Raw genomic sequence first — 17,818 nt, forward strand, 5'->3', positions numbered from 1 at the left:
GACGGCGCCCGTCGCCGGCCCCGACAGGCATTGATCAGGGCCGCCAAAAGGGGATAACTCGAAGTTCCTCGCGGCCCGATTCCCGGGATGGCCTTCGAACCCCGCCATGATGTCCAAACGGCTGACCTTCGTTGCGCTTTTTTCCGCCGTTTCGTGCGGGGCGGCCGATGCGCACGCTGTGATTGTCAACGCGACGCCGAGCCCCGGTCAGCAGGTTTCCGGAACCGAAATAGCGATTGAAATCCGCTTCAACAGCAGGATCGACGCCACCCGCTCGAATCTCAAGCTGACGACGCTCGAGGGCGCGAGCGTGTCCCTGCCGCTGATCGGCGACGCCGCGGCGGACAGGCTGAAGGCGCAGGCGCGCGGCCTCGCCCCCGGCGCCTATCGGCTCCACTGGCAGACTCTCAGCCCCGACGGCCATATCACCCAGGGAGACATTCCCTTCAGCGTGGGCCGCTGAGGAATGCAGCTCTTCATCGAGATATACGGCTTTCTCGGCGTCGTGCTGCGCGGCTTCATCCTCGCCGCGCAATCGCTGACCGTCGGCGGGCTGGCGTTTCTCGTCCTGCTTTCCTGGCCCCTCGCGCCGCGGCTCGGCGACGCCGCAGAGAGAATTTCGACCCGCGCCCTGCGTCTGATCTCGTGGAGCGCCGGCGCGCTCGCCGCGGCGGAGGCGGTTGCGGCCGTCTCGCTCGCCGTCATGCTGGCCGGCACGCTGGAGATTTCCTTCCCGGAGGCGATCAGCGCCCGCGCGGCCGTCGCCGATCTGATCGCTGCGGCGATCGCCCTGTCCATCGCCCTCGTCGCGCGCAACGGCGGCCCCGCGTTACGCTTCCTCGCGCCCGCGCTCGGCGCGCTGCTCCTCGTCGTGCAGGCCGTCTCGACGCATGCGACGAGCCAGCTCGAGGGCGCGGTCTCCCTTGCGGCGGCGGAATTGCTGCACATGTCCGGCGCCGCGGTCTGGATCGGCGGCATTCCTTTTTTCCTCATCGCGCTGACGGAAACGAACGGCGCCCCGACGCAGCCGATCGTCGGGCGCCGCTTCTCGCTCGTCTCCATCGGCGCCGTGGCGGCGCTGCTTTCGGGGGGCGTCTTCCTGGCCCTCGATTATGTCGATGCGCCGCCGGCGCTTTACGGCACGTCCTACGGCCTCATGCTCGGCGCCAAGATCGTACTGCTCATGGGCCTGCTCTTTCTCGGCGGCATGAATTTTCTCGCCGTGCGCGGCGCGGCGCCCATGCTGCGCACCCGCCGCTTCGCCGAGACGGAGATCGGCGTCGGACTGACGGTCCTGTTCTGCGCCGCCTCGCTCGCCTCGCTGCCGCCGGCGCGCGACATCATCGAGCGCGCGAGTCTGCCGGAGATCGTCGAGCGTCTGGAGCCCCGCTGGCCGGTGCGTCTGGAAAGCCCGGATCACTCGGCCCTGTCCGTCTCGCAGGAGGCCATGGCCGCCGAAACCGCCTCCGCGGCGGCGCAATCGCGCCGGGCGGCGGACATCGCCTGGTCCGAATACAACCACCATTGGGCGGGGCTCTTCGTCCTCGCGATGGGCGTGATGGCGCTGATGGAGCGCGGCCGGCGCCTCGCGCCTCTCGCCCGCCACTGGCCGCTGATGTTCCTCGGCCTCGCGGCCTTCCTGTTCCTGCGCGCGGACGAAGCCGTCTGGCCGTTGGGCAAACTCGGCGTGATCGAGAGCCTGCGCGATCCGGAAATCGCGCAGCATCGCCTGCTGACGCTGTTGATCGTCGCCTTCGGGATCTTCGAGTGGCGCGTGCGGCTCGGCCGCGTGAAGGCGGGATGGGCGGCCTATGTTTTCCCGCTCTCCACGGCCGTCGCGGCGGGCTTCCTGCTGACCCACTCCCATGCGCTGACCAATGTGAAGGAAGAGACGCTGCTCGAAATCACCCACACGCCGCTTGCCCTCGTCGGCGTCGCGGCGGGATGGTCGCGCTGGCTGGAGCTGCGGCTCGACGGGCGGGCGGCCCGCATCGCGGGCTTCGTCTGGCCCATCGCCTTCATTCTGGCGGGTCTGATGCTGCTCTTCTACCGCGAGGCCTGAGTCAGACCTTCCGCTCGGCCTTGCTGAAATTCGAGAGATCGCCGGCCGCCGCCGCCGCGCGTCGCCACGATCTGGCGATGGCGGGATATTTGATCTCCCTGCAGATGCGGGCGACCTGCTGCGAGAGCTTCTCGCTCTTGCAGGAGGGGCAGGCGGGCGTGTCCGACGAACGAACGAGAAGTTCGAACTGAGAATTGCAGTCTTCGCAGACATAGGCGTAAAGCGGCATCGGCTCCTCGCGACAGGCGCATTGGCGTTCCGCTCCTTGCGAGAGCAAATTCCGTTCCTGAACTTTTGCCGCCCTGTGGCGCTTTACAGCTCAATGGATTGACCCGTTAAAGGGTCCGGAAATCGTCATGTCGGGAATCGGACATCAGACCATGACCGCCCCTTTCGCGCCCGAGCTTTCCGTCACCCGCTGGTTCAATACGCCCGCGCCCGTCACCCTCGCCTCGCTGCGGGGCCGGGTCGTGCTGCTGCACGCCTTCCAGATGCTGTGCCCCGGCTGCGTGGCGCATGGCACGCCGCAGGCGCAGAAGGCGCACAGCCTCTTTCGCAACACCGACCTCGCGGTGATCGGCCTGCACACGGTCTTCGAACATCACGCGGCTATGACGCCCGTCTCGCTCGAAGCCTTCATCCACGAATATCGTCTCACCTTCCCGATCGGCGTCGATACGCCCGGCGAAGACGGGCCGATCCCCGTCACCATGCGCCGCTACGAGATGCGCGGCACGCCGACGTCGATCGTCATCGGCCGCGACGGGCGCATCCGCCATCATGGCTTCGGGCAGGAGGACGACATGGCGCTGGGCGCGCTGCTCGGCTCCCTCATCTCCGAGGCGCCGCCGGAAACATGACGCCCGCGCCCGTCCGCCCACTGGTTCTCACGGGGCCGATCGCGCCCTTGGGCGAGGACGGAGCGTCGAGCGCGATCGACAAGCGGCCCGGGCCCGCGCCGTGGCGCATTGGCGCGACGGGGTTGGAGGGCGACGCGCAGGCGGACCGCAAATATCACGGCGGGCCGGAGAAGGCGCTGCATCATTACGCCTTCGAGCATTACGCCGACTGGGCGAAAGAGATCGGCGACGCGCAGGCGCTCGAAGCGGCGGGAGCCTTCGGCGAAAATCTCTCGACGACCGGCTGGACCGAAGCAAATGTCTGCGTCGGCGACATCGTGCGCTTCGGAAGCGCGCTGCTGCAGGTGAGCCAGGGACGCCAGCCCTGTTTCAAGCTCAACATCCGCTTCCATTGTCCGGACATGGCGGCGCGCGTGCAAAAGACCGGCCGCACCGGCTGGTATTACCGCGTGCTTGAAACGGGCGTCGCGGAAGAAGGCGACCTTCTGCGCCTCGTCGACAGGCCACGGCCCCACTGGCTGCTCGAACGCCTCACGCGCCTGCTCTACCGCGACACGATGGACCGCGAGGGACTGACCGCCATGGCGGCGCTGCCGGAGCTCGCCCAGAACTGGCGCGACCTCGCGCGAAGGCGGCTGGAGAGCGGGAAGGTGGAGGACTGGGATCGGCGGCTTTTTGGGGAGGGTTCCGCCTTGCGGCAGCGTTGAGAGATTCCCGGTCGTGAGCCCCCACCCCCCTTGCGGGGAGGGTGGCCCCGCGAGGAGGAGGTAGGGGACCGCGCCCGGATCAATCCTCCGACAGCCGCGTCTTCCCCGGCCCGTGCGGCGCCTCGGCCAGCGCTTCGAGATGCGGCTCCTTGCGGGCGCGGCGCAGGGCGGCCTCCAGATACGTCGTGAAGGCGTCGATGTCTTCCTCATGGGTGCGGTGATTGATGATCGCCGCGCGGATCGCCGGGACGCCGTCGAGGATGGTGAGCGAGGGGGCCGCCTCGCCGCGCTCGTGCAGCTCCATCACGATCTCGCGGGCGAGCGAGCCGTCGTCGTCGCCCGTCACGCCGAAGCAGACGATGTTGAGCGACACCGGCGCGCGCATGAAGAAATTACCGCTTCCCTCGATCCACGCCTCCAGCCGCTTCGCCATGCGGCAGGTCTGCTCGATGCATTGGCCGAGCTTTTTCGCGCCGAAGGTCTCGATCGTCATCCACGCCTTCAGAGCGCGAAAACCCCGCGAGAGATCGGGGCCGAGGTCGCAGGGCCAGGTCTCGCCCGCCGCGAGCCCGCGCGGGGCGCGCGTGAGATAGGCGGCGTTGGCGGCGAAAGCCCGCTTGTGGGCTTTGGGGTCGCGCACCAGAAAAAAGCCCGCGTCATAAGGGGCGTGCAGCCATTTGTGGAAGTCGAAGGCGATGCTGTCGGCGCGTTCCAGCCCCTTTACGAGAGGTTTGAGCGCCGGCGACAGGGCGGCCAGCGCCCCGAAGGCGCCGTCGACATGGAACCACATGTCTTCGGTGTGCGCGACGTCGGCGAGGCGGTCGAGCGGGTCGATCGCGCCCGTATCGACCGTCCCCGCCGTGCCGACGATGAGGAAGGGCCGGAAGCCGGCCGCCCGGTCGGCGGCGATGGCGTGGCGCAGATAGCTGATCTTCATCGCCCGCCGCTCGTCGGAAGGGATGAGCCGCAGATGGCGCGCGCCCAGCCCGGCGAGCTCCATCGCCTGCCGCACGCAATTATGCGCCTCGCGCGAGGCGTAGGCGATGAGCTGGCCGCTCTGCGCGCATAGCCCGTTCAATCGCACGTCGCTCTCGCCATAGGCCTGATCGCGCGCGACGAGCAGCGAGAGGAAATTCGCCATGGACGTGCCGGTGACGAAAATGCCCGACGCGTCCTGCGGAAAGCCGAAGGCCTGCGCCATCCATTTCGCGATCTGGCGCTCGACGTCGATGGCGATGTGATTGCGCCCGCCGCAATTGGAGTTCATGCCGGCGGCGAGCATTTCCGCGATCATGCCGACCGGCGTGCCGGCGCCTTGCACCCAGCCCATGAACATCGGATGGATGTTGCCGGTGGCGAAGGGCTTTATGTAGCGGTCGAAGTCCTTCAGCACATCCGCGAAATCGCGCTCCTCGACGGGAAGGTCGCGGTCGAAGCGCGCCTTCGCCTCCTCGGTCGGCGCCCGCCAGACCGGGCGCTCGCGCAAATCGCGCAGATAGTCGATCATCTCGTCGAGCGCGCGATGGCTCTTCGAGCGGAAATCTTCCCAGTCTTCGGGGTCGAGATCGACCGGCTGCGTCATGATCTTAAAGGCTCGCGCGCCGGCGGTTCACGGGAAGGCGCAATCCGGTTGCGGTCGATCGTCGTTGACGATCCATCTTGACAGCAAATAGCCGGTAATGCCCGCCGGGCGCAACCGCCCTTATTTTTCGAGGTTTACGACGACCGAACCGACGCCCTCGATCACGCCCTCCGCCCGGTCCCCCGGCTGGAGCGCGCCGACGCCGACCGGCGTGCCGGTGAAGATCAGGTCTCCCGCCGCAAGCGCCACGAAGCGCGACAGCTCCGCGATGATCCCGGGAACGCCCAGGATCATGTCCGAAATATCGCCCTGCTGGCGCGGCGCGCCGTCGACGGAGAGCGTGATGCGCCCGCGTGCGGGATGGCCGATCCTGGCGGCGGGCTGGATGACCCCCATGGGCGCGGAATTGTCGAAGCCCTTGGACATGTCCCACGGGCGGCCAGCGTTGCGCGCCTCCGTCTGAAGGTCGCGGCGGGTGAGGTCGATGCCGGCGGCGTAGCCATAGACGCAGTCGAGCGCCCGCTCGACTGGAATATCGGAACCGCCGGACTGGAGCGCCACGACGAGCTCGATCTCATGGTGGAGATTGCGCGTCAGGCTCGGGAAGGGAATCGTCGCCCCGTCGGCCACGACGGCGTCCGCCGGCTTGGTGAAGAAGAAGGGCGGTTCAGCTCCCGGCTCCTTGCCCATCTCGCGCGCGTGCTCCGCATAATTGAGCGCAACGCAGAAGATGCGGCGGACCGGGAAAAGGCCGCCGCCGGCGACGGCGACGCTCGGGGGCGGCGGCGGGGGAATGACGAAATTCTCGGGCATCCGGGGCTCCACGAAACCTTCAAGCTTCAATTTTCCGCCAACTTATAGAGCGATTTGCGAAAAATCGCGCTATGTTGCCCATTATGGACAAGTCCAAGGCGGAAAAGGATGTTTTTGCCGACGCGCTGGCGCGCGGGCAACTGGGCGTCGCGCTCGTGGACGACGGGCTGACAGTCGCGCGCCGTCTGGGGCGCCTCAGCGCGTGGCTGCCGGACGAAGGAGAGAAAGCCTGCAGCGCCCCGCTGCTGTTGCATATGGAGGAAAGCCTCGCCGCGCTGAAGGAGAGAGGCGGCGAGATCGTCCTGCCGTCCATGCGCGCGGCGCCCGAAGCGCCGCGCGTGACGATCTCCATCGCCTGGGACGCCGCCGCGCGGGGTTTCGTCGTCGTCACCGCGCCCGACCACGGCGGCGACCAGATCGACCGCCTGCTGGCCTCGGAGCGGCGCGAGAAGCAGTTGCTTCAGCAGCAGGCGGACGCCGCCGCCGCAAGGCTGCGGGTGGAGCGCGAGAAGGCGCAGGAGGAGGCCCAGGCGGCGGCGATCGCCAATGAGCGGCTGCGGATCGCCCACGACCTGCACGACACGCTCGTGCGCTCCATGGTGACGCTCATCACACAGTCGCGGCTCATCGCCAGGAAGACCAATGACGCGGAGGCGAGGGTGGCGCTCGCCATGCTCGACGTGCAGGCGCGCGAGGGCCTTCAGGAGGCGCGCGAGGCGATCGCGCGCACGCGCGAGGAGCGGCGCGACCTGTATGATCTGCGCCGTATCGTCGACGGCTTCTCGGAACGCATGGGCGATATTGCGGTGACGGTTGAATTCGGTTTTCCCAGCGCCGAACTGCCGCGCGAGACCGAGCAGCTCTTCGCGGCCGTGCTGCGCGAGGCGCTGCGCAACATCGAGCTGCACGCCGGCGCAAGGCGCGTCCGCGTCGCACTGGCGAAGGACGCCGGAGGGACGCGGCTTCTGGTGGAGGACGACGGGACCGGTTTCGATCCGTCGGCGCCGACGCCGGGTCATTTCGGGGTGACGGGGATGCGCGAACGCGCAAGGCTCGGAGGCGCGACGCTCGTCCTGGACAGCGCGCCGGGGAAAGGGACGCGGGTGACGCTGTCCGCGCCCGCGGCGGACGCCGCCCCGGACAACTGAGACGCCCTCGCCGGCGTCTCAGGGAAACGCCGCCGGATCGAAGCTGCGATGGGTGGAGCAGAATTCGCAGGTGACGCCGATGCGGCCGTCGTCGCCGACCATGTCGGCGCGCTCCTGCTGCGTGAAGCTCCTGAGCAGCTTCTCGATGCGCTCGGTCGAGCAGCGGCAGAATTCCTCCAGCGCGCGTTCGGCGAAGACCTTCACGCCGCGCTCGTGGAACAGGCGGTAGAGCAAGCGCTCGCCCGACAGGCCGGGGTCGATCAGCTCATGGTCCTCGATCGTCGCCGCAAGGGCCTGACCTTCCGTCCAGGCGTCGTCCTCATCGGCTTCGTCGAGAACGCCCTCGCCCTCCGGCGCGTCGCCCGGCGACAGGTCGCGCGTCCTTGCGCCGCCCGAGGGCAGATATTGCAGCAGCAGGCCGCCCGCCCGCCAGCTGCGGCCCTGCGGCGTCACGACCTCGCCGACGGCGAGGCGCACATGGGAGGGGATCTGCTCGGACTGGCGGAAATACATATGCGCCGCCTCCGCGAGGCTCTCGCCCTCGAGCGGCACGACGCCCTGATAGCGCGCGGCGTCCTCCTCGCGCTCGATGGTGAGGGCGAGATGGCCGCGCCCCAGGAGCGCCGACGGCGCCGGGTCGGTCATCTCCTCGACGCGCGCGAGATCGAAACGCGCGAAGCCGCGCAGCTTGCCCGGCGCGTCGTAATCCACGACCAGCATGTCGACAGGGCCGTCGCTGCGCGTCTGCAACTGGAATCGGCCGTGTGACTCGAGGATCGAGCCGAGCAGCGTCGCAAGCGCGATCGCTTCGCCGAGCAGGCGCGCGACCTGCGGCGGATAATCGTAGTGCGAGAGAATGGAGTCGACGGTCGGCCCCAGCCGCACGAGGCGCCCGCGCAGGTCGAGCGGCTCCACCGCGAAAGGGAGCACGCGATCGTCCTGCGCCTCGAAAGAGACCGGCCTGCTCGGCGCCTCGGCCATCACGCCGCGCCCGGCGCGAGACACCAGGCGAGCACGCCCTTCTGGGCATGCAGGCGGTTCTCGGCCTCGTCGAAAACAACCGACTGCGGCCCGTCGATCACTTCGTCCGTGACTTCCTCGCCGCGATGCGCCGGCAGGCAATGCATGAACACCGCGTCCTTGTCGGCGGCGCGCATCAGCTTGGCGTCGACCTGATAGGGCGCAAGTACCTTGCGGCGGAAATCCTCGTCCCTGTCGCCCATCGACACCCAGCAGTCGGTGATGACCGCATCGGTTCCCGCGACGGCCGCGTAGGGGTCGCGCGTGACGTTCATCGCCACGCCATTGGCTTTCGCCCAGTCGACAAGCTCAGCGGCCGGCGAAAGTTCGGCCGGGGTCGCGACATTGATCGCAAAGCCGAAGCGCGCCGCCGCATGCACCCAGCTCGCGAGCACATTATTGGCGTCGCCGATCCAGGCGACCGTGCGCCCCGAGATCGGCCCGCAATGCTCCTCGAAGGTGAGCACGTCGGCCATGATCTGGCAGGGATGCGAGAGCTTGGTGAGCCCGTTGATGACCGGGACAGTCGCGTGGCGCGCGAGTTCCGTCAGATCTTCATGCGAGAGGATGCGGATCATGATCGCGTCGAGGAAGCGCGAAAGCACGCGCGCCGTGTCGGCGATGGTCTCGCCGCGGCCGATCTGCATTTCATTGCCGGTGAGCATGATCGTCTCGCCGCCGAGATCGCGCATGGCGACGTCGAAGGAGACGCGCGTGCGGGTCGAGGGCTTGTCGAAGATCATGCCGAGATATTTGCCGGCGAGCGGGCGCCCGGTCGGCTCCACGCCCTTCGCACGCTTCGCTTTCAGCGACTTGGCGAGATCGAGGATGCGTCGAAGCTCTTCGCCGGAATGATCGCAGATGTCGAGGAAATGGCGTGGCCTTGTCATGGAATGCGCGGTCATCAGGCCGCTCCCAGTTTCGCCGCCGGAGCCGCAAGCCGCGCGCAGGCGGCGGAGAGACGCCGGACGGCCTCGGCAATATCGCTCTCGTCGATGATGAGCGGCGGCAGCAGTCGCACGACATTGTCGCCGGCGAGCACAGTGAGCAACCCTTCCGCGCGCGCGGCGGCGGCGAAGTCGCCATTGGGGACGCGCATCTTGAGGCCGAACATGAGCCCTTCGCCGCGCACTTCCCCGATGATCGCAGGATAGCGGTCCTCGAGCTCCGCGAGACGTTGGCGCAGCAAGGCGCCGAGCCGCGCGACGCGGGGCATGAAGCCGTCTTCCAGCACCACGTCGAGCACGGCGGAGCCGACAGCCGTCGCCAGCGGATTGCCGCCGAAAGTCGAACCATGCGTGCCGGCCGTCATGCCTTTCGCCGCCTCGCGCGTCGCAAGGCAGGCACCGATAGGGAATCCGCCGCCGAGCCCCTTGGCGAGCGCGACGACGTCGGGCGCAACGCCGGCATGTTCGCAGGCGAGGAATTTCCCCGTGCGGCCGACGCCGCATTGCACTTCGTCGAGCACGAGCAGCAGGCCGCGCGCGTCGCACAGCTTGCGAATGTCGGAGAGGAAAGCCGGCGGGAAGACGCGCAGTCCGCCCTCGCCCTGAATGGGCTCCAGCAGCACGCCCGCCGTTTCATCCGTGATGGCCTTCTCGACCGCGTCGAGATCAGCGAAGGGAACCTGATCGAAACCCTCGACCGGCGGGCCGAAGCCCTCGAGATATTTCGGATTGCCGCCGGCGGCGATGGTCGCGAGCGTGCGGCCGTGGAAGGCGCCCTCGAAAGTGATCAGACGATAGCGTTCCGGCTGGCCGTTCGCGGCATGATATTTACGCGCGGTCTTGATCGCGGCTTCGACCGCCTCGGCGCCGGAGTTGGTGAAGAAGACGATGTCGGCGAAAGTCGCCTCGGCGAGGCGCCGGGCGAGACGCTCGGCCTGCGGGATGCGAAACAGATTGGAGACATGCCAGGGCTGTTCGGCTGCGGCCTTCAGCGTCGCGACGAGATGCGGATGCTCGTGACCCAGCGACAGGACGGCGACGCCCGACGCGAAGTCCAGATAGCGGTCGCCGTTCTCGGCGACGAGCCAGGCGCCTTCGCCGCGCGCGAAAGAGATGTCGGCCCGCGCATAGGTCGGATAAAGCGCAGAATTCAAAACCGTGCTCCAGTGCTCAGGCGACCGCAACGCCGTGCGGGGCTGAAAAACAAAGCGCCGCCCTTTTCAGGGCGGCATTTTGAGCCCTTGATTTTATGCGCCCGCGCCTCCGCGGTCAAATCTCGGGCCTCGAATGCCGACGCGGCGGCCCTATGGCGCGGGCGAGGAATCGGTTTGCAGGCGTTCCGTGACCTTCGAACTGAGTCTTGAGAGCAACACCCTTGCACAAAGCTTGCAGAAAGCCTGTTGAGAACGCCGCCTTTCGCTTGCCAGCGACTCCCGCCCGTGATTCAACTGCGTCAGTAACGTTTCCTGCCGGCGCTGGCTGCATGTCGCGCCCGGCGTTTCTCGAGTTTCGATCCGCGTCAAGTCGCCGCTGGCGCCCTCCAGCGCAGCGGGCGGTGAAGGATTCTAAATCCGCGCTCGAACCGACCGAGTGGAGGACAGATATGTCTTGGACCGATGAACGCGTCGAGCTGTTGCGTAAACTTTGGAGCGACGGACTCAGCGCGAGCCAGGTCGCAGCCGAACTTGGACCCGGCATCACGCGCAACGCGGTGATCGGAAAGATCCATCGTCTGGGTCTCGCGGAGCGCGCCAAGACCGCCGCCGCGCCGCGACCGCGCGCCGCAAAGGCGCAGCGTCAGGCGGCGCCGCAGCCGCGCGCAGCCGGCCATGTCGTGCATGGCAATGTGGCGCTCGCCTTCGCGCCGCAAGCGATGGTCGTCGCCCGCGCGCAGCCGCAGGAGGAAGAAGTCGTGATCCCGATGTCGGAGCGCGTGACGCTGATGGACCTGCGGGAGTCCATGTGCCGCTGGCCGATGGGCGATCCGACGACGCCGGAATTCCGCTTCTGCGGCGGCAAGTCGCCGATCGGCGGCGGCCCCTATTGCGCCTATCACGCGCGCGTCGCCTATCAGCCCGCGCAGGATCGCCGTCGCGCCCGCGACCAGCTGCGCGCGCCGCGCTACGCCTGACAAAATGAAAGGCCGCGACTTCAGTCGCGGCCGAATGTTTCGTCGAAGGAATAGCCGGCGCCGCGCACCGTGCGGATCGGATCCTTCTCCCGCCCGCGGATCAACGCCTTGCGCAGACGGCCGACATGGACGTCGACAGTGCGCTCGTCGATTTCCGCCGACATGCCCCAGACGCTGTCGAGAAGTTGCGCGCGCGTGAAGACGCGGCCCGGCTTCTCCATGAAATATTCCAGCAACCGATATTCCGTGGGGCCGAGATGAATCTCTCGGCCCGACCGGCGCACGCGATGCGTGTCGCGGTCGAGATCAATGTCGCCCAGCCTCAACTTCGAGGCGACGCGCTCCGGGCGCGCGCGACGCAGCAGCGCGCGCACGCGCGCCATCAGCTCCGGCGTCGAGAAGGGCTTCACCACGTAATCGTCGGCGCCGACGGAAAGACCGCGCACGCGTTCGCTTTCCTCGCCGCGCGCCGTCAGCATGATGATCGGCATGTCGCGGCAGGCCTCGCGCGCGCGCAGGCGTCTGCAAATTTCGAGACCCGAGACGCCCGGCAGCATCCAGTCGAGAATGACGAGGTCGGGCGGCGTTTCCGCGATGCGCAGCTCCGCCTCGTCGCCATTGTCGACATGCTCGACCTGATAGCCTTCGGCTTCGAGATTGTAAGTGAGAAGGAGCGCGAGCGACGCTTCGTCTTCGACAACCAGTATGCGCGGCGCGCGATCGCTCTTGCCCTCCCGCATTACCGCGGGAATGCTGTCATTCATTGCGAAGCCTCTTCACTGTCGCCGCCGAACTGGGCGACGCGTATTTTCGGCCGCTCGGTCGGCATCGGCTCGCCGGTCACGAGATAGACGATCGTCTCGGAAATATTCGTCGTGTGGTCGCCGATGCGCTCGAGATTCTTCGAGCAGAACAGAAGATGCGTGCAGAAGGAGATGTTGCGCGGATCCTCCATCATGAAGGTGAGAAGATCGCGAAACACCGAATCCTCGAGCGCGTCGAGATCGGCGTCGGTCTCCCACACCGCCCGCGCGCGCTCGACGTCGCGCAACGCATAAGCGTCGAGGACGTCCTTCAATTGCATCGACGCGATTTCATGCATCGACTTGAGGCCCACGAGGGCGCGCGGAAAGCGCGCTTCCGACGCGATCTTCAGCGTGCGCTTGGCGATGTTCTTGGCGAGGTCGCCGATCCGCTCGATGTCGCCCGCGATGCGGATCGCGGCGATGCATTCGCGCAGATCCACCGCAAGAGGCTGGCGCCGCGCGATCGTCAGGACCGCGCTTTCCTCGATCTCGCGATGCAGCGCGTCGAGACGCGCGTCGCTCGCGACGACGCGATGGGCGAGATCGACGTTGCAGGTCGACAGCGCCTCCATCGCTTCCGCGAGCATTTTCTCGGCGATGCCGCCCATCTCCGCGATGCGGCGTCCGAGCGCCTCGAGATCGCGGTCGTAGGATTTGACGATATGTTCGCTCATGGCGATCATTCCTTGATTCAGATCAGCCGAAGCGGCCAGTGATGTAATCGAGGGTGCGCTTTTCTCTCGGCTTGTTGAAAACCTCGTCGGTGTCGCCGAATTCGACGAGCTCCCCGAGATACATGAAGGCCGTGTAGTCCGAGACGCGCACCGCCTGCTGCATGTTGTGCGTGACGATCGCGATGCTGTACTGATTGGCGAGTTCCTCGATCAGCTCCTCCACCTTCGCGGTCGAGATCGGATCGAGGGCCGAACAGGGTTCGTCGAAGAGGATGACCTCCGGCTGCACGGCGACGCTGCGCGCGATGCAAAGTCGCTGTTGCTGACCGCCCGAAAGGCCGAGCCCGCTGGTGTGCAGCTTGTCCTTCACCTCATCCCACAGCGCCGCGCCGCGCAGCGCCTCCTCGACGCGGGCGTCCATGTCGCCGCGCGAAAGCTTCTCGTAAAGGCGGATGCCGAAGGCGATGTTCTCGTAAATCGACATAGGAAAGGGCGTCGGCTTCTGGAAGATCATGCCGACGCGCGAACGCAGCGCATTGATATCGACGGCGGGATCGAGAATGTTCTCTCCGTCGAGTAGCACCTCGCCCTCGGCGCGCTGGCCGGGATAGAGGTCATACATGCGGTTCATGACCCGCAGCAGCGTGGACTTGCCGCAGCCCGACGGACCGATGAAGGCCGTCACCTTGTTGGCGTAGAGCGGCAGGCTGATGGATTTCAGCGCGCGGGACGAGCCGTAGAAGAAATCGAGGCTGCGCACCGACACTTTGGCCGGCGGTTCCTTGGGAGCGTTGGCGGCGATGTTCATTCAGGATTTCCTCCGTCCGGCGCTGACCGCGCGGGCGATGACCGAAAGAGTCAGAACGGTGACGGTGATCAGCAGCGCGCCCGTCCAGGCGAGTTGCTGCCAGTCCTTGTAGGGCGAGAGCGCGAACTGGAAGATGACGACCGGCAGGCTCGCCATCGGCGCGGCTAGGTCCGAGCTCCAGAACTGATTGTTGAGGGCCGTGAAGAGCAGGGGCGCCGTCTCGCCGGAGACGCGCGCCACCGCGAGCAGCACGCCGGTGACGAGGCCGGCCTTCGCCGCGCGATAGGCGACGCGAGAAATGATCAGCGCGCGCGGCGCGCCAAGCGCCGCCGCCGCCTCCCGCATCGAACCCGGCACGAGCAGCAACATGTCCTCGGTCGTGCGCAGCACAACCGGCACGACCAGGATGGCGAGCGCCACGGCCCCGGAAATTCCGGAGAAATGGCCGATCGGCGCAACGAGGATCGTATAGACGAAGAGTCCGATGACGATCGACGGCGCGCTGAGCAGAATGTCGTTGATGAAGCGCACGACCGTCACGAGCTTCGTGTGTCGGCCATATTCCGCCATATAGGTCCCCGCGAGCAGGCCCAGCGGCGCCCCGATGGCGACGCCGATGACGGTCATCACGAGGGAGCCGGCGATCGCGTTCAGCAGGCCGCCCTGGCTGCCCGGCGGCGGCGTCATCTGCGTGAAGACGGCGGGGGAGAGACCGCGCAGCCCTTCATAGAGAAGGGCCGCGAGAATCAGGAACAGCCAGGCGAGGCCGAAGAGCGCGGCGCCCCAGGCGAGGCCGGTGGCGATCGAATTGCGTCGGCGGCGAGCGGCGTAGAGCGACATGAATTGGCTCCTCAAGCCGATTTCTGCTCGATGCGCATCAGCATGTAGCGCGCGCAGGCGAGAACGATGAAGGTCAGGAAGAAGAGGATGAGGCCGAGCTGGATCAGCGCCGACGTGTAGATGTCGCCCACAGCCTCCGTGAACTCATTGGCGATGGTCGCGGAAATCGTCGTGCCCGGCGCGAAGAGCGAGGGAGCGACCTTGTGCGCATTGCCGATGACGAAAGTGACGGCCATCGTTTCGCCGAGCGCGCGGCCGAGCCCGAGCATCACGCCGCCGATGACGCCGACGCGCGTGTAGGGCAGCACCACATGGCGCATCATTTCCCATGTCGTGCAGCCGATGCCCGCGGCCGCCTCCTTCAGCAAGGGCGGCACTGTCTCGAACACGTCCCGGGAGATGGAAGCGATGAAGGGCAGCACCATGATGGCGAGAATGAAGCCCGCCGTCAGCATGCCGATGCCATAGGGCGGACCCGCGAACAGCGTCGAGAGGACCGGCACATTCCCGAAAGCCGAAATCACCGCCGGCTGCACATGCGCCTGAATGAAGGGCGCGAAGATGAAGAGGCCCCATATGCCATAGATGATCGAGGGAATGCCGGCCAGAAGCTCGATCGCGACGCCGATCGGGTGGCGCAGCGGATGGGGGCAGAGCTCGGTGAGAAAGGTCGCGATGCCGAGCCCCACCGGCACCGCGATGAGCATGGCGATGAGCGAGGTGACGATCGTGCCGTAGACCGCCGGCAGCGCGCCGAAATTATCCGTGACGGGATTCCAGGCCTGTGACGTCAGAAAGCCGAAGCCGAAAGCCTTCATCGACGGCAGGGAGCCGTGAACGAGCGAGACGATAACGCCGCCGAGGATGATGAGAACGGCGATCGCCGCCGCGCGCGTCACCTGATGGAAGACGCGGTCGATGATTGCGATGCGCGCGAGCGACCGGCCGCGGTCCGCGACGGCCGGCTGCGAAACGCTTTGCTCCATTAATGCATCCGACACGTCGCCCGCTCCATTCGCTTCACGCCGGCTCGCTTCGCGCCGGCCTGGCTCGATCGTCATTCGCAACTCCCGACGCCGGTCCGCGAGGACCGACGTCCCTTGATGAAAAGGCCGCCGTCTCCGCGGACGGCGCCTGCCATATTAGTGCGCCAGCGGCTTGCCGTCCGCGCCCTTCACATTGGCCCAGCTCTTCCTGATGAGCTCGACCACCGGCTTCGGCATCGGAATATAGTCGAGCTCCTCGGCGGCCTTGCCGCCCTTGGCGAAGGCCCAGCCGAAGAACTTCAGCGCCTCGGCCGCGGCCGCCTCGTCCTTGGGCTCCTTCGGGAGCAGGATGAAGCTCGCCGCCGTGATCGGCCATGACTTGGCGCCGGGTTCATTGGTCAGGATCTCGTAGAAACCATCGGCATGCGACCAGTCGGCGCCGGCGGCGGCGGCCTGGAAGCTTTCCGTGGCCGGGGCGACGGCCTTGCCGTCCTTGTTGACCATCCTGGTGTAGGTCAGCTTGTTCTGCTTGGCGTAGGCGTATTCGACATAGCCGATCGCGCCCCTGGTGTTCGCCACATTGTTGGCGACGCCCTCATTGCCCTTGGCGCCGATGCCGACCGGCCATTCCACGGCCGAGTTCTCGCCGACCTTGGTCTTCCAGTCCTCGGAAACCTTGGACAGATAGTTGGTGAAGTTGAAGGTGGTGCCGGAGCCGTCCGAGCGATGCACGACGACGATCGGCGCGTTCGACAGCTTGGCCTTCGGATTGAGCTTCTTGATCGCCGCATCGTCCCAGGCGGTGATTTCGCCGAGGAAGATCCTGGCGAGCGTCGCGCCGTCGAGCGTCAGTTCGCCCGCCGCGACGCCGTCCAGATTGACCACCGGCACGATGCCGCCGATGATCTGCGGCCATTGCACGAGGCCCGCCGCCTCGAGATCGGGGGCCTTGAGCGGCTGGTCCGAGGCGCCGAAGGTCACCGTGCGCGCCTTGATCTGCTTGATGCCGCCGCCCGAGCCGATCGACTGGTAGTTCATGCCGTTGCCGGTCTCTTTCTTGTACGTCTCGGCCCATTTGGCGTAGATCGGGTAGGGGAAGGTCGCGCCGGCGCCGGAAATGTCGAGGGCGACCGCCGCGCCCGCCGTCACGGCGAGCGCAAGCGCCGCGCCGGCGCCGCGTTTCAGCATGTTGAAAATCATCTGAGGTCTCTTTCTCAGTTCGAGAACAAAACAGGGGGAGGCGCCCACGGCGCCGTCACAGGCAGTTCCTACCCGACCCACAAAAGGATTTTGTGACAGTTGGATAACAGTAATATGACAGACTTATCGCTTGTATTTTAATGACTATCGCGATTTTGCCGCGTCGGGATCGATCGCCGGCAGCGTCACCTTGAAGAGCGAGCCTTCGCCGAGCGCGGATTCGATCGCGAGCCGGCCCTGGTGGCGCAGCACGATATGCTTGACGATGGCAAGACCGAGCCCCGTGCCGCCCTTGGCGCGGCTCTTGCCCGCGTCCACGCGATAGAAGCGCTCGGTGAGACGCGGAATATGCTCCGGCGCCACGCCCGGCCCGTGATCGCGCACGGAGAAGGTCGCGACCGCGTCCTTGCGCGTGAGCGAAATCTCGATCGGCTTCTCCCCGCCATTTTCGTTGCGGCCGTATTTGAGCGCATTCTCGATGAGATTCTCGATGATCCGTGCGAGTTCGTCGCGGTCGCCCGGTACGATGACATTGGGCGCGAGATCGAGCGCGAGGGGAATGGCGTCCTCTTCCGCCATCGGGGTCAGCGTATCGACGATATGCGCGACCAGCAGGGTGAGATCGACCGGAGTCGCCGGGCGCACATGCATGTGCTGCTCGATGCGCGACAGCGACAGAAGATCATCGACGAGGCGCGCCATGCGCTGCGCCTGCTCGCGCATGATGCCGAGAAACTTCTCGCGCGCGGCCGCGTCATTTTTCGCCGGGCCCTGAAGCGTTTCGACGAAGCCGAGGAGCGAGGCGAGCGGCGTGCGCAATTCATGGCTGGCGTTGGCGACGAAGTCGACGCGCATGCGTTCGACCCGATGCGCTTCGGTGAGGTCACGCAGGCTGATCATCGCCGCCGCGTCATAGCCCGGAACGCGCATCGGCGCGACATGCGCCTCGAACCAGCGCTCGACCGGCGCCCGCTCGACCCAGACCGTCTTTTCCGCCGCGCCGCCCGCGAGCACGCGCCCGACGGCGTCCAGCATGTCAGGGGAGCGCAGGCTGCGCGACAGAGGCTCTCCGAAGCGCATGGCCGGCGCCAGCGCGCGCGCCGCGCCATTGGCGGCGATGGTCCGCTCCTCCGCGTCGACGACGAAGACCGGCTCCGGCAATGCGTCGATGACAGGTGCGAGCCAGTCGGTCGCCTGATCGCGCCATTTTGTCTGCGGCATGAATGAGAGTCCG

The 17,818-nt window shown here is 66.8% G+C and carries 19 protein-coding genes; 6 read left to right on the forward strand and 13 right to left on the reverse strand.

The window, feature by feature from the left end; genetic code table 11:
- The first annotated feature begins 106 nt into the window (after positions 1–106).
- Together LG047_RS09685 and LG047_RS09690 are read left to right on the forward strand one after the other, a co-directional pair.
- Complete coding sequence (locus LG047_RS09685) at positions 107–463, forward strand: copper resistance CopC family protein (RefSeq protein ID WP_227966461.1); 357 nt, start codon at positions 107–109, stop codon at positions 461–463.
- Positions 464–466: 3 nt separating this feature from the next.
- Positions 467–2,062: a copper resistance D family protein gene (locus LG047_RS09690; protein ID WP_227966462.1), complete on the forward strand. Its 1,596-nt coding sequence runs from the start codon at positions 467–469 to the stop codon at positions 2,060–2,062.
- Between the two features lies 1 nt (position 2,063).
- On the opposite strand, the gene LG047_RS09695 is transcribed toward LG047_RS09690, so the two are convergent.
- Entirely contained in the window at positions 2,064–2,291 is a 228-nt protein-coding gene (locus LG047_RS09695; RefSeq protein WP_227966463.1) for a zinc ribbon domain-containing protein, read from the reverse strand.
- Between the two features lie 151 nt (positions 2,292–2,442).
- Here LG047_RS09695 and LG047_RS09700 point away from each other — a divergent pair, with 151 nt between their 5' ends.
- Positions 2,443–2,922 carry a peroxiredoxin gene (locus LG047_RS09700; RefSeq protein WP_227966464.1) on the forward strand — a complete coding sequence of 160 codons (480 nt, stop codon included), beginning with the start codon at positions 2,443–2,445 and terminating at the stop codon, positions 2,920–2,922.
- Positions 2,919–3,629, forward strand: a complete 711-nt coding sequence (locus LG047_RS09705; RefSeq protein WP_227966465.1) for an MOSC domain-containing protein — start codon at positions 2,919–2,921, stop codon at positions 3,627–3,629. The genes LG047_RS09700 and LG047_RS09705 overlap by 4 nt, the downstream gene beginning before the upstream one ends.
- Positions 3,630–3,708: 79 nt before the next feature.
- Here LG047_RS09705 and LG047_RS09710 read toward each other — a convergent pair whose 3' ends face one another.
- On the reverse strand, positions 3,709–5,211 hold the full coding sequence (locus LG047_RS09710; protein WP_370635041.1) for an aspartate aminotransferase family protein: 1,503 nt from the start codon (positions 5,209–5,211) through the stop codon (positions 3,709–3,711).
- 120 nt (positions 5,212–5,331) lie between these two features.
- On the reverse strand, positions 5,332–6,024 hold the full coding sequence (locus LG047_RS09715; RefSeq protein ID WP_227966466.1) for a fumarylacetoacetate hydrolase family protein: 693 nt from the start codon (positions 6,022–6,024) through the stop codon (positions 5,332–5,334).
- 71 nt (positions 6,025–6,095) lie between these two features.
- On the opposite strand from LG047_RS09715, the gene LG047_RS09720 reads away from it, so the two are divergent.
- Positions 6,096–7,172, forward strand: coding sequence for a sensor histidine kinase (locus tag LG047_RS09720; RefSeq protein WP_227966467.1), 1,077 nt, complete (start codon positions 6,096–6,098; stop codon positions 7,170–7,172).
- 18 nt (positions 7,173–7,190) lie between these two features.
- Here LG047_RS09720 and LG047_RS09725 read toward each other — a convergent pair whose 3' ends face one another.
- From LG047_RS09725 to LG047_RS09735, 3 genes are read right to left on the reverse strand one after another with little or no spacing between them, the layout of a single operon-like run.
- Entirely contained in the window at positions 7,191–8,153 is a 963-nt protein-coding gene (locus LG047_RS09725; protein ID WP_227966468.1) for an Hsp33 family molecular chaperone, read from the reverse strand.
- Positions 8,153–9,097 (reverse strand): ornithine carbamoyltransferase, encoded by a 945-nt coding sequence (gene argF / locus LG047_RS09730; protein ID WP_227966469.1) that lies wholly within the window; start codon positions 9,095–9,097, stop codon positions 8,153–8,155. Before argF ends, LG047_RS09725 begins: the two co-directional genes overlap by 1 nt.
- On the reverse strand, positions 9,097–10,293 hold the full coding sequence (locus LG047_RS09735; protein WP_227966470.1) for an aspartate aminotransferase family protein: 1,197 nt from the start codon (positions 10,291–10,293) through the stop codon (positions 9,097–9,099). Before LG047_RS09735 ends, argF begins: the two co-directional genes overlap by 1 nt.
- A gap of 449 nt (positions 10,294–10,742) precedes the next feature.
- Here LG047_RS09735 and LG047_RS09740 point away from each other — a divergent pair, with 449 nt between their 5' ends.
- Entirely contained in the window at positions 10,743–11,270 is a 528-nt protein-coding gene (locus LG047_RS09740; protein ID WP_036284247.1) for a GcrA family cell cycle regulator, read from the forward strand.
- 20 nt (positions 11,271–11,290) lie between these two features.
- Here the strand turns inward: LG047_RS09740 and phoB are convergent, their stop codons facing one another.
- The 7 genes from phoB to LG047_RS09775 all read right to left on the reverse strand — a co-directional run bounded on the left by phoB (position 11,291) and on the right by LG047_RS09775 (position 17,805).
- Positions 11,291–12,034 carry a phosphate regulon transcriptional regulator PhoB gene (phoB, locus tag LG047_RS09745; protein WP_036284249.1) on the reverse strand — a complete coding sequence of 248 codons (744 nt, stop codon included), beginning with the start codon at positions 12,032–12,034 and terminating at the stop codon, positions 11,291–11,293.
- Positions 12,031–12,750 carry a phosphate signaling complex protein PhoU gene (gene phoU / locus LG047_RS09750; RefSeq protein WP_036288380.1) on the reverse strand — a complete coding sequence of 240 codons (720 nt, stop codon included), beginning with the start codon at positions 12,748–12,750 and terminating at the stop codon, positions 12,031–12,033. The genes phoB and phoU overlap by 4 nt, the downstream gene beginning before the upstream one ends.
- Positions 12,751–12,772: 22 nt before the next feature.
- Positions 12,773–13,558: a phosphate ABC transporter ATP-binding protein PstB gene (gene pstB / locus LG047_RS09755; protein WP_227966471.1), complete on the reverse strand. Its 786-nt coding sequence runs from the start codon at positions 13,556–13,558 to the stop codon at positions 12,773–12,775.
- A complete protein-coding gene (gene pstA / locus LG047_RS09760; RefSeq protein WP_084679148.1) occupies positions 13,559–14,398 on the reverse strand; it encodes a phosphate ABC transporter permease PstA in 840 nt (279 codons plus the stop codon).
- 11 nt (positions 14,399–14,409) lie between these two features.
- On the reverse strand, positions 14,410–15,384 hold the full coding sequence (gene pstC, locus LG047_RS09765) for a phosphate ABC transporter permease subunit PstC (protein WP_227968472.1): 975 nt from the start codon (positions 15,382–15,384) through the stop codon (positions 14,410–14,412).
- Between the two features lie 156 nt (positions 15,385–15,540).
- Positions 15,541–16,584 (reverse strand): phosphate ABC transporter substrate-binding protein PstS, encoded by a 1,044-nt coding sequence (gene pstS / locus LG047_RS09770; protein WP_227966472.1) that lies wholly within the window; start codon positions 16,582–16,584, stop codon positions 15,541–15,543.
- Positions 16,585–16,728: 144 nt separating this feature from the next.
- Positions 16,729–17,805, reverse strand: a complete 1,077-nt coding sequence (locus LG047_RS09775) for an ATP-binding protein (protein ID WP_227966473.1) — start codon at positions 17,803–17,805, stop codon at positions 16,729–16,731.
- Between the last annotated feature and the right edge of the window lie 13 nt (positions 17,806–17,818).

It is taken from the genome of Methylocystis sp. WRRC1, from assembly GCF_020733155.1.
GTDB lineage: Bacteria > Pseudomonadota > Alphaproteobacteria > Rhizobiales > Beijerinckiaceae > Methylocystis.